The 12,704-nt window shown below is 64.7% G+C and carries 17 protein-coding genes; 3 read left to right on the plus strand and 14 right to left on the minus strand.

The features are described from left to right. Positions 1–199: 199 nt before the first annotated feature. Genes R2C4_RS15145 through R2C4_RS15160 form a run of 4 tightly spaced genes read right to left on the minus strand, consistent with a single transcriptional unit; the run spans position 200 to position 3,145 of the window. Entirely contained in the window at positions 200–1,132 is a 933-nt protein-coding gene (locus R2C4_RS15145; RefSeq protein ID WP_141891287.1) for an OmpA family protein, read from the minus strand. Further along, the gene (locus tag R2C4_RS15150; protein WP_039949469.1) at positions 1,123–1,695 is read right to left on the minus strand and encodes a peroxidase-related enzyme; all 573 of its coding nucleotides are present in this window, start codon (positions 1,693–1,695) and stop codon (positions 1,123–1,125) included. Before R2C4_RS15150 ends, R2C4_RS15145 begins: the two co-directional genes overlap by 10 nt. A 5-nt stretch (positions 1,696–1,700) precedes the next feature. Beyond that, positions 1,701–2,426 carry a GNAT family N-acetyltransferase gene (locus R2C4_RS15155; RefSeq protein ID WP_141891288.1) on the minus strand — a complete coding sequence of 242 codons (726 nt, stop codon included), beginning with the start codon at positions 2,424–2,426 and terminating at the stop codon, positions 1,701–1,703. Beyond that, on the minus strand, positions 2,423–3,145 hold the full coding sequence (locus tag R2C4_RS15160) for a competence/damage-inducible protein A (RefSeq protein WP_141891289.1): 723 nt from the start codon (positions 3,143–3,145) through the stop codon (positions 2,423–2,425). Before R2C4_RS15160 ends, R2C4_RS15155 begins: the two co-directional genes overlap by 4 nt. A gap of 48 nt (positions 3,146–3,193) precedes the next feature. Here R2C4_RS15160 and sfsA point away from each other — a divergent pair, with 48 nt between their 5' ends. Then, positions 3,194–3,895: a DNA/RNA nuclease SfsA gene (gene sfsA, locus R2C4_RS15165; protein ID WP_141891290.1), complete on the plus strand. Its 702-nt coding sequence runs from the start codon at positions 3,194–3,196 to the stop codon at positions 3,893–3,895. A 24-nt stretch (positions 3,896–3,919) separates the two neighbouring features. On the opposite strand, the gene R2C4_RS15170 is transcribed toward sfsA, so the two are convergent. Then, a complete protein-coding gene (locus tag R2C4_RS15170) occupies positions 3,920–4,807 on the minus strand; it encodes a mechanosensitive ion channel family protein (RefSeq protein ID WP_141891291.1) in 888 nt (295 codons plus the stop codon). A 154-nt stretch (positions 4,808–4,961) separates the two neighbouring features. Between R2C4_RS15170 and map the strand changes: the two genes are divergently transcribed. Beyond that, a complete protein-coding gene (map, locus tag R2C4_RS15175) occupies positions 4,962–5,771 on the plus strand; it encodes a type I methionyl aminopeptidase (RefSeq protein WP_141891292.1) in 810 nt (269 codons plus the stop codon). A 73-nt stretch (positions 5,772–5,844) separates the two neighbouring features. On the opposite strand, the gene R2C4_RS15180 is transcribed toward map, so the two are convergent. From R2C4_RS15180 to R2C4_RS15200, 5 genes are all read right to left on the minus strand, one after another. Continuing rightward, entirely contained in the window at positions 5,845–6,036 is a 192-nt protein-coding gene (locus tag R2C4_RS15180; RefSeq protein ID WP_141891293.1) for a hypothetical protein, read from the minus strand. A 24-nt stretch (positions 6,037–6,060) separates the two neighbouring features. Next, on the minus strand, positions 6,061–6,723 hold the full coding sequence (locus R2C4_RS15185) for an HAD family hydrolase (protein WP_141891294.1): 663 nt from the start codon (positions 6,721–6,723) through the stop codon (positions 6,061–6,063). A 187-nt stretch (positions 6,724–6,910) separates the two neighbouring features. Continuing rightward, positions 6,911–7,237: a YgdI/YgdR family lipoprotein gene (locus R2C4_RS15190; protein WP_141891295.1), complete on the minus strand. Its 327-nt coding sequence runs from the start codon at positions 7,235–7,237 to the stop codon at positions 6,911–6,913. Positions 7,238–7,370: 133 nt separating this feature from the next. Then, on the minus strand, positions 7,371–7,922 hold the full coding sequence (rsmD, locus tag R2C4_RS15195; protein ID WP_141891296.1) for a 16S rRNA (guanine(966)-N(2))-methyltransferase RsmD: 552 nt from the start codon (positions 7,920–7,922) through the stop codon (positions 7,371–7,373). Further along, entirely contained in the window at positions 7,919–9,130 is a 1,212-nt protein-coding gene (locus R2C4_RS15200) for an NAD(P)/FAD-dependent oxidoreductase (RefSeq protein WP_141891297.1), read from the minus strand. The genes rsmD and R2C4_RS15200 overlap by 4 nt, the downstream gene beginning before the upstream one ends. A gap of 95 nt (positions 9,131–9,225) precedes the next feature. On the opposite strand from R2C4_RS15200, the gene R2C4_RS15205 reads away from it, so the two are divergent. Further along, on the plus strand, positions 9,226–9,714 hold the full coding sequence (locus tag R2C4_RS15205) for a peroxiredoxin (RefSeq protein ID WP_141891298.1): 489 nt from the start codon (positions 9,226–9,228) through the stop codon (positions 9,712–9,714). A 149-nt stretch (positions 9,715–9,863) separates the two neighbouring features. Here R2C4_RS15205 and R2C4_RS15210 read toward each other — a convergent pair whose 3' ends face one another. The 4 genes from R2C4_RS15210 to R2C4_RS15225 are packed head-to-tail and all read right to left on the minus strand — an operon-like array spanning position 9,864 to position 12,633. Further along, the gene (locus R2C4_RS15210; protein WP_058284916.1) at positions 9,864–10,172 is read right to left on the minus strand and encodes a 4a-hydroxytetrahydrobiopterin dehydratase; all 309 of its coding nucleotides are present in this window, start codon (positions 10,170–10,172) and stop codon (positions 9,864–9,866) included. After that, entirely contained in the window at positions 10,169–11,356 is a 1,188-nt protein-coding gene (locus tag R2C4_RS15215; protein WP_141891299.1) for a GNAT family N-acetyltransferase, read from the minus strand. Before R2C4_RS15215 ends, R2C4_RS15210 begins: the two co-directional genes overlap by 4 nt. Positions 11,357–11,404: 48 nt before the next feature. Further along, positions 11,405–12,178 (minus strand): glycerophosphodiester phosphodiesterase family protein, encoded by a 774-nt coding sequence (locus R2C4_RS15220; protein ID WP_141891300.1) that lies wholly within the window; start codon positions 12,176–12,178, stop codon positions 11,405–11,407. Continuing rightward, positions 12,175–12,633, minus strand: coding sequence for a RidA family protein (locus R2C4_RS15225; protein WP_141891301.1), 459 nt, complete (start codon positions 12,631–12,633; stop codon positions 12,175–12,177). Before R2C4_RS15225 ends, R2C4_RS15220 begins: the two co-directional genes overlap by 4 nt. Positions 12,634–12,704 lie beyond the last annotated feature (71 nt).

Below are 12,704 nucleotides of genomic sequence, written 5' to 3' on the forward strand. Positions count from 1 at the left end.
GCATGGCGGCGCCGGCCGGAGAATGTAGGCTTTTCCCAGCGTCTCCCGCCCGCCGCAAGAGCATGTTCCATGCTCCCGCGTCCGTTGGGCCAGGCTCGGCGCTTTGCGCCGAGCCTGGCCCAACCCCGCCAAGGGGTCTTGGCGGCGCCAAGGCGCCTGCGGGGGCGGGAGGCCCTCGCCATCTCCCGTCCGCAGAAAGTCACTCAGCGAGCAGCACCGCCTCGACCCGTCTGTTGGCCTCGCGGCCCTCCGGGTTGAGGTTGCTGGCAATCGGCGCCAGGAAACCGGCACCGGCCACGCTGATACGCGCCTCTTCAGCGCCGTAAGCCTCAATCAGCCGCTCCTTCACCGATTGCGCCCGGCGCTCTGAGATGCCGGCGTTCTGCTCCTGCGAGCCGATCGTGTCGGTATGGCCCACCAGCAGCAGCCTGTATTCCGGGTTGGCGGCCAGGTATTCCGCCAGTTGCATCAGGCTGTCATAGCGCCCCTCGCGCAGCCGGGTGGAGCCGCTCTCGAACACCAGATCGGTCAGCACCGCATGGCCGCGCACGTCCAGCACCTTGGCCAGCTCCACCGGGCGCACCGGGCGCTCCGGGGCCTTCCCCTCTGCGGCGGGCTTCACCACCGGCGCCGCGGCCTCGGGCGGCTGCACAGTGATCATCTGCACATAGGCCGTGCCGCCCGCCCGCGACACCAGGATCGAGACCGCCCGGCCGTCCTTGGCCGCCGACAGGAAGTGATAGCGGGAGATATCCACCATCATGTCCGGCGCCGGCACCACCTCGGTTCCGAAGCGGAAGCCGAAGCCGCCGCAATCGCGGGCCGCGCAATCAAGCAGCACCTCATAGCCCTGCGCCATGAGCTGCCCGCGCAGCGGCGCCAGGATCTCCAGCACCGTGCCGCTGCCCTCCAGCCGCCAGGTGCGGCGCGAAATCCGGCCCTCGAACCGCTTCGACGGCACCTTGTCCGAAACCTCAGGTCCCACCGGCAGCTGGTAGACGCCCAGCGCCGTGACCCGTTCGGACACAGCTTCCGCGCCGGGCGGCAGGGTCATCTCCACCGCCCCGGCCCGCCCGGCCAGCAGTGCCGCCGCGGCCAGGACAGCAAGGGCCGTCAGCCGCCCTAGCGGCACTGGCTGTGATATTCCGGATTGGGCACCATGGCGGTTGCGCTGGCCACCCGGTTGGACATGTTGAAGAAGCCGGTGACATTGGCGATGTCCCAGATGTCGCGGTCACTGAACCCCGCCTTGCGCAAGCCCTGGCGGTCCGCCTCCTCGATTTCCGCACTCGCCGTTGTCATCTTGGCGGCAAAATCCAGCATCGCCCGCTGGCGCGCGTCCAGCGGTGCCACCCGGTAATTCATCACCAGCATCTCGCCCAGCTGCGGGTCGCCCGACAGCTGCCGCACCGCCGCGCCATGCGCCACCAGGCAATAGAAACAGCGGTTGATCGAAGAGACCACGACCGCGATCATCTCCCGCTCCAGCTTGCTGAGGCCGCTGTCGGCCAGCATCAGATCGTTGTACATCCCCGTGAAGGCATTCAGCTTATCAATGTCGAACGCATTGGCCTTCAGCACATTCGGCACCATCCCCAGCTTTTCCTGGCAGATGTCGAAATACTTCTGCGTCTCGGGCGGCAGCGGGTCCGCCATCGGCAGGTCAAGGGCTGTGGGCTGGGTCTGATCAGTCATCGCGGTCAATCGCCTTCCTTCAAAATCCGGTAGTGGTACTGTCCAGTGCAATCCATGCCGAGGGAAGCATAAAGCCCGTTTGCGCCCTCGTTACGTTTCGTACAGAGCACCGCAATTTCGCTGGCACCGTTCTCCAGCGCCCAGAACGCGGCTTGGCGCATCATCCAGGCGCCCATGCCGGCCCGGCGCTGGTGCGGAAGGATCTCCAGTGCATGCACCATCGCCACACCGTCATGGATGGCCACAAAGCCCGCGCCTGCGGGCTTGTCTCTGTGACGCCCAAGCAGCCCGGTCTTGGGCCCCTGTACCCGCTCCATCACCGCCAGGCGCTCCGGCCCGATGCCTGCCTGCTCCCAGATTTCGCGCTGGATCGCCAGCGGCTCCCACACGCAAAAGGCGGTGACACGCGGCACCGGAATATCCGTCAGCCGCTCCGCCGGACAGGTCCAAAGGTTGACCGGATCCTTCACCGCATAGCCGCGGGCTTCCAGCTGTGCGTCCAGATCCGCCTCGCCGTCGCGGATCATGAACAGACAGTCCTGCCCCATCGCGCGCATCGCCGCTTCCGCCGCAGCGATCTGCGCGTCTGACGCAGGGCCGTTCACCGTTGCCGCCGACACCCGGCTGCCGCCGCCCTGCCCCTCGCGCAGGGTCACGGGGCCAAGCGTGCGCACCGATGCGGGCGGCCAGGTCGCTTCTGTCACGGCGTAATACCGGGGGTCGGTGGTCACTGCTCCAGCTCCTTTGCCAGCTCGGTCATCGCCGCGTCGATCCGGGCGCCATCGGTGCCGCGGATCACCACGTTGGCGCCAAACACGCCGTCCTTTTGAAACGGGTAGCAACCCACCGACAAATCCTCATAAGCCTCAGCCAGCAGGCGCAGCGGACCGGCAATCTCGCCCTCGCCGCGCAGCACCCGCAAGGTTTGCGACAGCATCGGCTGGCCGCCGGTGAGCGTTGGGATCACACTGGCCACCATCGCCTGAAAGATCATCGGCACGCCCGCCATCACATGCACGTTGCCAAGGGTGAACCCCGGCGCCGCAGAGACCGGATTGTCGATCAGCGCCGCACCATCCGGGATCCGCGCCATCCGCAGCCGGGCCTCGTTCATTTCCAGCCCTTGCGTGTCGTAATGCGCCTGCAAGATAGCCCGCGCGTCGCCGCGCACGTCCAGATCGGCGTCGAATGCCTTGGCGATGCAATCGGCGGTGATGTCGTCATGGGTCGGACCGATGCCGCCGCTGGTGAATACATGGCCGTAGGACCCGGACAGCGCCTGCACGGCAGTGATAATCGCCGCCTCGTCGTCGCTGACGATGCGGACTTCCTTCAGGTCGATGCCGTGCTTGGCCAGCTCGCCCGCCAGGTAATGCATGTTGGCATCCCGGGTGCGGCCGGACAGGATCTCGTCGCCGATGACCAGCATTGCGGCGGTGGGGTTGGCCATGTTCATCCTCCCTTGATACCTCGTCATCGCAGGTATAGGCCCGTTGCCATGCGCTTTGAAACCCCTCTGATCCCCGCCGTGCTGATCCGCCGCTACAAACGCTTCCTCGCCGATTGCCGGCTGGAGGACGGGCGGGAAGTCACAGCCCATTGCGCCAACCCCGGCAGCATGATGGGGCTGGCGGAGCCCGGCATGAAAATCTGGCTGGAGCCTAACGACGATCCGAAGAAAAAGCTGAAATACGGCTGGCGGCTGGTCGAGCATGAGGGTGGCCATTTCACCGGCGTCGACACCTCGGTGCCGAACCGCGCCCTGCGCGCCGCGCTCGAAAACGGGGAGGTCGCGGAGCTTGCGGCCTACAAAACCGTGCGGGCGGAGGTGAAATACGGCGGGAACAGCCGCATCGACTTTCTGCTGCAGCAGGACGGCCTGCCCGATTGCTATGTCGAGGTGAAAAGCGTGACGCTCTCACGCCAGCCGGGCCTTGCGGAGTTCCCCGACAGCGTCACCGCACGCGGCACCAAGCATCTGGGGGAACTGGCAAACATGGTTGCGCAGGGCCACCGGGCGGTGATGCTGTATCTGGTGCAGCGCACCGATTGCGACCGGTTCCAGCTGGCGGCGGATATCGACCCCGCCTATGCGGACGCCTTTGCCAGCGCCCATGCCGCGGGGGTGGAGCGGCTGGTACTGGGCACAAAGATCTCACCCCAAGGCGTCGAGGCCGGCGCCCCCATCGCCGCGCAGTAGCGGCGCAGGCGCCGGCGCGTCCGCTCAGGCGGCCTGGCTGGCCTCGTTCTCCTGCGCGCCGGGTTCGGCCTGCACGATAGTGCGGGTCGGGAACGGAATATCGACCCCGGCCGCGTCCAGCGCCTCTTTCACCTTGCGCTTCATGTCGGCCTGATACTGGAAGTACTCCGCCGCATCGACCCAGACACGCACCAGGAAATCGACCGAGCTGCTGTTCAGCTCATTGACCTGGATGAACGGCTCCGGGTCGCTGTGCGAGCGGCTGTCGCTCATGATGGTCTCGCGGATCACCCGCTCAGCCACTGCCAGATTAGCGCCGTAGCCGACGCCAAAGGTCCATTCGGCCCGGCGGGTATCGAATGACGAGTAGTTGGTGATGGTGTTGCCCCAGACCTCGGAGTTGGGGATGATGACCTTCAGGTTGCTGAGGCTGGCAATGACGGTGTTGTTCAGGTTGATGTCCTTCACCGTGCCCATCTCGCCATCCACCTCGATGAAATCGCCCAGCTTGAAGGGGCGGAACAGGATGATCATCACCCCTGCCGCAACATTGGACAGCGCCCCCTGCATCGCCAGGCCGATGGCCAGGCCCGCAGCACCGATAGCGGCGATAATCGAGGTGGTCTTGACCCCGAAGGTGTTCAGCACGAACAGAACCGCAAAGGCGAGGATGACATAGCGGGCAAGGTTGCCCAGGAAGTGGAACAGGGTCACGTCGAGGCTGGCATGGGTGTCCCCCAGCGCCACGATCCGCCGCTTGACCCAGCTTGCCACGATAAAGCCCGCCAGCAGGATGACCACTGCGGCCACAACGCTGCCCAGCACCTCGGCCAGGAATTCCAGGGTCACCAGATCGGAGAGTGACTTGCCGCCATAAATTTCAGTCTGCATCAGGTTGTTGAAGCTTTCCATGCCGCTGCCTCTCTCCGTTTCGCCGCAGTTTCCCTCACCACCGGTAACGCGGCGCAGCGGAAAAAGTTCCCGGATGCCGCCCCTGCCCCCTCTGGCCCTTTTGCCGGGAACCCCTTACATAGCTACGCAAAGACACCCGATGGAGCTCCGCCTGATGAGATCGAAAGACGGCCGCACGACCAAGGACGGCATCCGCATTCATGAGCCCGGCGATTTCGCGGGCATGCACAAGGCGGGGGCGCTTGCCGCGCGCATTCTGGACGATATCGCAGGCCACGTGTTCCCAGGCCAGACCACTGGCGAGATTGACCGGCTGATCACCAAAATGGTCGACGACGCGGGCGCCACCTCGGCGACCATCGGCTACAAGGGCTATCAGCACGCCAGCTGCATCTCGGTGAACCACGTGGTCTGCCACGGCATCCCCGGCGACAAGAAGCTGAAGGACGGCGATATCCTCAACATCGACGTGACCGTGATTGTCGACGGCTGGTTCGGCGATACCTCGCGGATGTTCGTGGCGGGCAAGCTCAGCCGCAAGGCGGAGCGGCTGATCCAGGTCACCCACGATTCCCTGATGAAGGGGATTGAAGCGGTGAAGCCCGGCAATACCTTCGGCGACATCGGCCACGCGATCCAAACCTATGCCGAAAGCCAGCGGATGAGCGTGGTGCGCGATTTCTGCGGCCATGGCCTCGGCACCGTGTTCCACGCGCCGCCCAACGTGCTGCACTACGGCCGCCCCGGCACCGGCCCGGTGCTGGAAGAAGGCATGTTCTTCACCATCGAGCCGATGATCAACCTGGGCCGCCCGGAGACCAAGATCCTGGCCGATGAGTGGACAGCCGTGACCCGCGACAAGTCGCTGTCGGCGCAGTTCGAGCATTCGATCGGGGTAACTGCTGGCGGGGCCGAGATTTTCACCCTGTCGCCGGCCGGGAAGTTCCACCCGACTTACGGCTAAGCTGTTAAGGCGCAGGCGGGGGCCGGCCCCCGCACCCCCGGGATATTTTCAGCCAGATGAAGGACGGATCCGGTCAGGTGCCGGTACCGTCCTGCCCCTTTGCTTCCTGCATCCGCCACAAGGCCAGCAGCAGGGTGCCATCGGCCCAGGGTGTCACCGCATCCTGAATGAACAGCGGAGCCCGCGCCGGTTCGGGTTCAGGCCGGGCACGGGTTTCAGCATCCTTGGCTGTCTGCAAGAGAGGGGCGCGCAGTGTCTGTTCCATGCCCGGAACAATAGCACATCCGCCTTAGACCGACAAAAGCGCGGGCACCTCAGCCATATCGCGGAACACCTCCGCCCCCAGTGCTGCAAGCTTTTGTCCGCCGCCCTGCGGCGCATAGCCGAGGCAGCGCATGCCGGCGCGCACCGCGGCGGTGACGCCGCTGCCGCTGTCCTCAATCACCAGGCAGTCGCGCGCCTGCACCGCGAAATGGCTGGCTGCCGCCAGGAACAGCCCAGGCTCCGGCTTGGCCACGCCTAGGGACTGGGCCGAGAACATCGCCTGCGGATGGAACCGTTCCCAAAGGCCGTGCCGGCCCAGGGTGATGCGCATCTTCTCCTCGCTGCCGTTGGAGGCGACGCAGACCGGAATGCCCTTGGCATCAAGCCGCGCCAGCAGTTGCGGAATGCCCGGTGTCAGAGGAACCCCCTGCTTCAGCCGCGCATAGGTCTCGGCGTAGACCTCGCGGGTCCAGTCCTCCGGCAGCGCGGCCCCCAGGCTGCGGGCCTTTTCCATCACCCCGGCCATGGTGCAGCCGACGAAATACGCCATCGACTGCTCCATGGTCAGCTCCAGCCCGTGCCGGGCCAAGTTTTCGATCAGCGCCTGGTTGGAGGCCGGCTCGCTGTCGACCAGCACGCCGTCGCAATCGAAGATCACCAGTTTCGGAGTTGGAAATGTCTTGGGCATGGAAACGCGCCTTTGCAGAAAAACTTGTTTTGAACCACAGGTCTATTCTGCAATCAGGACCCCGGCAAACTCGGCGCTGCGGGTTTCCGCCAAAGCCTTCACATTCAGGCCCTTTCCTGAAACAGCTCGAAACAAAAAATGCAGGGGAGGCCCCTGCATTTCCTATCGTGCATCGGTCTGGCGAAGCTCAGAACTTGCAGCGCTTTTTCTTGGCCAGATCAACCAGCACTTCATGGCGCTTGTTTGCCGCGTTCATGGCCTCGTTTGCGTTGGAGTAATTGCCGATCACCGCCGGCCAGAACAGGATCGCCGCCGCCACATTGGCGCCCGATGCGGTCTTGCCTTTCTTGGCCTCGGCGCGGATCTCGTCCAGCTGACCCATCTGGGTCTTGATCTCGTCGCAGGTCAGCGAGGCGTCGTCGATATTGTTGGTGGTGACAACCTCAGGAGACACGCAGCCGGCCAGGAACAGCGAACCAGCGGCCAGCAGGCCAAGGAATTTTGCAGTTTTCATATGAAACCCTCTGAAACCGCCAGAATTGACGGATATTTGATTGAAATCACGGGGTCGTTACATCCAGAGGAGTGTTTTTGCAAATAGAAAATCAATTATTCGGAGAAACCGCCCGTCCGGGTCCGCACCTGTTTTACGGCCGCCACATCAGCGAGATATGGGTATCGCCGTACTTGCGGCAGTCCTCCAGCTCAAACCCTTCGGGGGCGGCCATCGGTGCGCTTTCCTCCCAGACCGCCAAGGCTCCCTCCGCCACCCAGCCGCCAGTTACGGCAGCGGCCAGGGCCTTTTCTCCCAGCCCCTTGCCGTAGGGTGGATCGAGGAAGACCAGGTCAAACGGTGCCTCCGGGTTCTGCCCCAGCTTCAGCGCATCGCGGCGCATCAGGGTGCAGCGGTCCTCCGCCCGGCAGATGGCGATATTCTTACGGATCAAACCGGTGGAGACGCGGCCGTCGTCCACGAACACCACCTCTGCCGCGCCGCGTGACAGCGCCTCAAGCCCCAGCGCGCCGGTGCCTGCAAACAGGTCCAGCACCCGGGCACCGGGGATGGCGCCAGTGTGCATCAGCACGTTGAACAGGCTTTCGCGCACGCGGTCGGTGGTGGGGCGCAGGTGCGCGCCTGCATCCCCCTTGCCCACCGCGGCCAGCGCGCGGCCGCGGAATTCTCCTGCGATGATCCTCACGCCTTCAGCAGCGGCTTCAGATCGGCGGAGGGATCGGCAACCACGGTTTTGTCCGCGGTCTTGCCCATGTCGATCAGCCGCTTGGCCACCATATAGGCGCGCGGATCGTTCATCGCGTCAACCGCCACCAGCCGGTCGCCGGCATAGTACCAGAATGAGACCTGCCGGCCGTCGCCCTGACGGGTGACGACATTGTCATAGCCGGTGTTGAGACCCGCGATCTGCAGCTTGACGTCATACTGGTCTGACCAGAACCAGGGCTGCGCCACATAGTCTTTGTCCGCGCCCAGCATGTTCTGCGCCACCGTCTCAGCCTGGTCGATGGCGTTCGGCACGCTTTCCAGACGGATGCGGTTGCCCTGGAACGGAAAGGAGGCGCAATCGCCCGCCGCCCAGATGGACGCATCCGAGGTGCGCCCCTTGGCGTCCGCCTTGATGCCGTTGTCCAGTTCCAGCCCGGCCATCTCCGCCAGCTGCGAAGACGGGGTGATGCCGACGCCAACAACAACAAAATCCACATCCAGAACCTCGCCGCCGCTCAGCACCGCGCGGGTGACCTGGCCGCCCTCGCCTTCGAGCCGCTCCAAGCCGACGCCTTCGCGGATATCGACACCGTGGGAGGTATGCAGGTTGCGGAAGAAATCCGACGTCTCCGGCGCTGCGACGCGCTGCAGGATGCGGTCAGCCATCTCGACCAGCGTGACCTTGACGCCGCGCTTGGCGCAGACCGCGGCCGCCTCCAGCCCGATATAGCCGCCGCCGACGATCAGCGCGCGCTTGCCCTCGGTCACATGCGGCGCCATCGCGTCGGCGTCGGTCAGGCCGCGCACCACAAAGACACCGTCCAGATCGCCGCCGATTGCGGCTGGCAGGCGGCGCGGGTCTGAGCCGGTGGTCAGCGCCAGCTGGTCATAGGAGATCACTTCATCCCCCAGCGAAACGGTCTTCGCCGCCGGATCAATGCCGGTGACACGCTGCCCCAGTTTCAAGGTGATGTTGTTTTCGGCGTAAAAGCTTTCAGGGCGCAGGAACAGCCGCTCGACCTCCATCTCGCCCAGCAGGTAGGCCTTGGACAGGGGCGGCCGCTGATAGGGCAGCGCAGCTTCCGCGCCGATCAGGGTAATCTCCCCCTCAAACCCGTCTTTGCGCAGCTTTGCCACCAGCGAGGACCCCGCCTGCCCCGCTCCAATCACGACGATGTGGGACATCTCCGCTTGCCTCCCGCAATAGTTCCCGTCACGCTTCCAACGGACCCTATATACCGGGGGCCCCAAAACGCAATCACGAGAAAGAGGAACGTGCAATGATTTCTGTTGGAGACCAGCTGCCCGACGCCGTGCTGACGCGGATCGGAGACGACGGGCCGGAGCAAGTTCAGCTGTCAAGCAAGCTGAAGGGGCGGAAAGTGGTGATATTTGCGGTTCCCGGCGCGTTTACCAGCACCTGCCATTCAGCCCATGTGCCCAGCTTCATCCGCACCAAAGACCAGTTTGCCGCCAAGGGCGTTGATGAAATCATCTGCCTGGCCGGCAACGACCCGTTTGTCATGTCGATCTGGGGCGACAACACCGGCGCCACCGAGGCCGGGATCACCATGCTGTCGGACGCCGAATGCACCTTTACCGAGGCGCTCGGCATGCGGTTCGACGCGCCTCCGGCCGGTTTGATCGGCCGCTCGCTGCGCTATGCGATGCTGGTGGAAGATGGCGAAGTGAAAATCCTCAACAAGGAAGACAACCCCGGCAAGTGCGAACTGTCGGCCGGCGAAGGCCTGCTCGAGTCGATGGGCTAAGGCCTGGATTTCTGCGGCTGCCAGTGCTGGCGGCCGCAGGCGCAAACCCTTAACAAACTTTAAAAAATCAGGTCAGCAGCTCTGCCGCAATGTTTCGCGCGCGAAACATTTGGACAGGGCTGCTGACCTTTTCTGTCAAGCCCTGCGGCTCAAGTCTGCGGCTCGCCGTACAGGCCGTCCATCTTGCGCGCCAGCTTGGCATCCTGGGAGCTGATGCCATCCACGTCATGCGTGGTCAGCACCACTGTCACTTTGTTGTAGACATTGCTCCATTCGGGATGGTGGTTCCATTTCTCCGCCCAGATCGCGGCACGGGTCATCCAGCCGAAGGCATCGGCGAAATTGCTGAACTTGAAGGTCTTGGTGATGGCATCGCGGCCTTCCACCATTTCCCAGCCGGTGGCGAACAGCGGCTCCAGCAGCGGGCCGCGGGTGGCGTCGGACAGTTTTTCCGTCATTCTTGCTCCTCCACATGCGCTTTGCGGAACGGGCCGTAATCGGTCAGGATTTCGATTTCTTCCTCGGTGGCGGCCCGCTCAGCTTCTAGGTAGCGTCCGACGGCCCCGGCAAACCCGGGATCGCCGATCCAGTGCAAGCTATAGGTCTGGCACGGTAAATAGCCGCGCGCCAGCTTGTGCTCACCCTGCGCGCCGGCTTCGATCCGGTCAAGCCCCAGGGCGATGGCCAATTCTATGGCCTGATAATAACACAGTTCGAAATGCAGGCACGGGTGGTGCTCCACGCAGCCCCAGTAGCGCCCGTAAAGCGTATCCCGGCCTATGAAATTCAGCGCTCCGGCCACATAGCGCCCGTTGCGCCACGCCAGAATCAGCGCCATGTCCTGCGCCAGCGTGCGGTGGGCGATATCGAAGAACTGCCGGGTCAGATACGGCGAGCCCCACTTGCGCGCGCCGGTATCCTGATAGAACTCCCAGAAGGCGTCCCAATGCTCAGGGCGCAGGCTGCTGCCCTGAAAGATCTGGATTTCGCCGCCAAAGCACTGCGCCTGCATCCGCTCCTTGCGGATGTTCTTGCGCTTGCGCGACGACAGCGCCCGCATGAAGTCCTCGAAATCGCCATAGCCCTGGTTCTGCCAATGGAACTGCTGGGTGGTGCGCAGCATCAGCCCCATTTCCTCGCCCAGCCGCGCCTCGTCCGCGGTGCAGAAGGTCACATGCAGCGACGACAGGCTGTTGTCCGCCGCCAGCTGCACCGCGCCCTGCAGCAGCGCCGAATGGCCGATGCCGTCAAACCCGGGGCGCACCAGGAACCGCCGCCCGGTTACCGGCGTGAAAGGCACCGCAATCTGCAGCTTGGGGTAATAATGCCCGCCCGCCTGCTCATAGGCGTGGGCCCAATTGTGGTCAAAGATGTACTCGCCCTGGCTGTGCCCCTTGGCATAAAGCGGCGCGCAGGCGATCAGGCGGCCGTTTTGATAGGCGGTCAGATACTGCGGCTGCCAGCCTGTGCCCGGCCCGACAGAGCCGCTGTCCTCCAGCGCGCTCAGAAACCTATGGGTGGTAAAAGGGTCGTATGGACGGCCCCCGTCCGCTGCTTCGGGACAGGCGCAGGCATCCCACTCCGCCGCCGCGATCTGCGACAGCGACGCCAGCACCCGGATTTCGATTTGCGCCTGGGACATGCCTTTCCTCCGCACCACTTCTCAGATGTGGGGTGCGGTCCAGCCTGATCAAGATGTTAGCGGCGGCAGGTACTGTTCAAAGGTCACATTGACGGCAAAGGCGCGGGCCGCGGCCTCCTCCGCCGGGGAGGTGACGGTCCAGCACAGCACCGGCACCCCTTCGTTGCGCAGCGCCTGCACCCGCGGCCGGGCCAGATCGCCGGCCTCATGGCTGATAAAGCTCGATCCGGTGCGTTCAAAATCCGGGATCGCGCGCAGGTCATCGCAGACCGCCCGGGACAGTTCCGGCCAGTCCGCCGGATCATAGGCGCTGGTGGTCAGGCCGCGCGGACGCTCCGGCGCCAGGCGGGCCAGTTCGGCGACCATATGCGGGTTGAACGACATCAGCGCCACCGGCCCGCTATAGCCGTCCAGCGCCTTGGCCGCGGCCCGCTCCAACGCGCCATCGGTGATGCCCATTCCGCCGTGCTGGTCTTTCAGCTCGATCAGCAGCGGCACCCGGCCGCCCACCAGCTCCAGAATTTCATCCAGATCCGGGATGCCCTCGCCATCGCCGCCCTTCAGCGGGATGGCGCGCAGCTCCGCACGGGTGCGCGCCCGGACCGGGCCGCTGGCCTCGGCCAGCCGGTCCAGGACGTAGTCGTGAAAGACCATGGCGCAGCCGTCGCTGGACAGTTGCAGGTCGATCTCGATGCCATAGCCCGCGGCCACCGCCGCGCGGACTGCCGCGCGGCTGTTTTCCGGCCGCCCGTCCGCGACATCATGCAGCGCCCGGTGGGCCAGCGGCACGCTCAGGAAGGCTGCAGGCAGGTCAGGTCTCATTTGATCTGGAAGACGCCGTCGATTTCGACTGCAACGCCCAGCGGCAGCGACGGTGCGCTGACGGCGGAGCGCGCGTGGCGGCCAATCTCGCCCAGCGCTTCGACCAGGAAATCGGAGGCGCCGTTCACCACCTGCGGCTGCTGGGTGAAGTCCGCGGTCGAACTGACAAAGGCCCCCAGCTTGACGACGCGGACCAGCCGGTCCAGATCGCCGCCGCAAGCCGCCTTCAGCTGTGCCAGCAGCGCAATGGCGCAGCGCCTGGCCGCGGCCTGGCCGGCCTCCACATCCATGTCTTTGCCCAGGATGCCGGTAATCAGCCCGTTTTCATCGGACGGGATCTGGCCAGAGATATAGACCATATCGCCCGCGACCACATACGGCACATAGTTGGCGGCCGGAGCCGGCGCATCCGGCAGGGTCACCCCCAGCTCTTTCAGTTTCGCTTCGATGCTCATGGCCGTGTTCCTCCGAGTCTTTGCTTGCCGGGACGCTACCCGGCGCGGCGGCTTTCGGAAAGAGCAAATGC

The organism is Leisingera aquaemixtae (assembly GCF_006740765.1).
Lineage (GTDB): Bacteria > Pseudomonadota > Alphaproteobacteria > Rhodobacterales > Rhodobacteraceae > Leisingera > Leisingera aquaemixtae.

What these genes read in the sequence shown, in the direction of transcription:
- R2C4_RS15225 (WP_141891301.1), bottom strand. Translation starts at nt 12,633, where the DNA reads ATGAGCATCGAAGCGAAACTGAAAGAGCTGGGGGTGACCCTGCCGGAT.
- R2C4_RS15160 (WP_141891289.1), bottom strand. Translation starts at nt 3,145, where the DNA reads ATGGCCAACCCCACCGCCGCAATGCTGGTCATCGGCGACGAGATCCTG.
- R2C4_RS15200 (WP_141891297.1), bottom strand. Translation starts at nt 9,130, where the DNA reads ATGTCCCACATCGTCGTGATTGGAGCGGGGCAGGCGGGGTCCTCGCTG.
- R2C4_RS15205 (WP_141891298.1), top strand. Translation starts at nt 9,226, where the DNA reads ATGATTTCTGTTGGAGACCAGCTGCCCGACGCCGTGCTGACGCGGATC.
- R2C4_RS15185 (WP_141891294.1), bottom strand. Translation starts at nt 6,723, where the DNA reads ATGCCCAAGACATTTCCAACTCCGAAACTGGTGATCTTCGATTGCGAC.
- map (WP_141891292.1), top strand. Translation starts at nt 4,962, where the DNA reads ATGAGATCGAAAGACGGCCGCACGACCAAGGACGGCATCCGCATTCAT.
- R2C4_RS15210 (WP_058284916.1), bottom strand. Translation starts at nt 10,172, where the DNA reads ATGACGGAAAAACTGTCCGACGCCACCCGCGGCCCGCTGCTGGAGCCG.
- R2C4_RS15220 (WP_141891300.1), bottom strand. Translation starts at nt 12,178, where the DNA reads ATGAGACCTGACCTGCCTGCAGCCTTCCTGAGCGTGCCGCTGGCCCAC.
- sfsA (WP_141891290.1), top strand. Translation starts at nt 3,194, where the DNA reads ATGCGCTTTGAAACCCCTCTGATCCCCGCCGTGCTGATCCGCCGCTAC.
- R2C4_RS15150 (WP_039949469.1), bottom strand. Translation starts at nt 1,695, where the DNA reads ATGACTGATCAGACCCAGCCCACAGCCCTTGACCTGCCGATGGCGGAC.
- R2C4_RS15190 (WP_141891295.1), bottom strand. Translation starts at nt 7,237, where the DNA reads ATGAAAACTGCAAAATTCCTTGGCCTGCTGGCCGCTGGTTCGCTGTTC.
- R2C4_RS15180 (WP_141891293.1), bottom strand. Translation starts at nt 6,036, where the DNA reads ATGGAACAGACACTGCGCGCCCCTCTCTTGCAGACAGCCAAGGATGCT.
- R2C4_RS15215 (WP_141891299.1), bottom strand. Translation starts at nt 11,356, where the DNA reads ATGTCCCAGGCGCAAATCGAAATCCGGGTGCTGGCGTCGCTGTCGCAG.
- R2C4_RS15170 (WP_141891291.1), bottom strand. Translation starts at nt 4,807, where the DNA reads ATGGAAAGCTTCAACAACCTGATGCAGACTGAAATTTATGGCGGCAAG.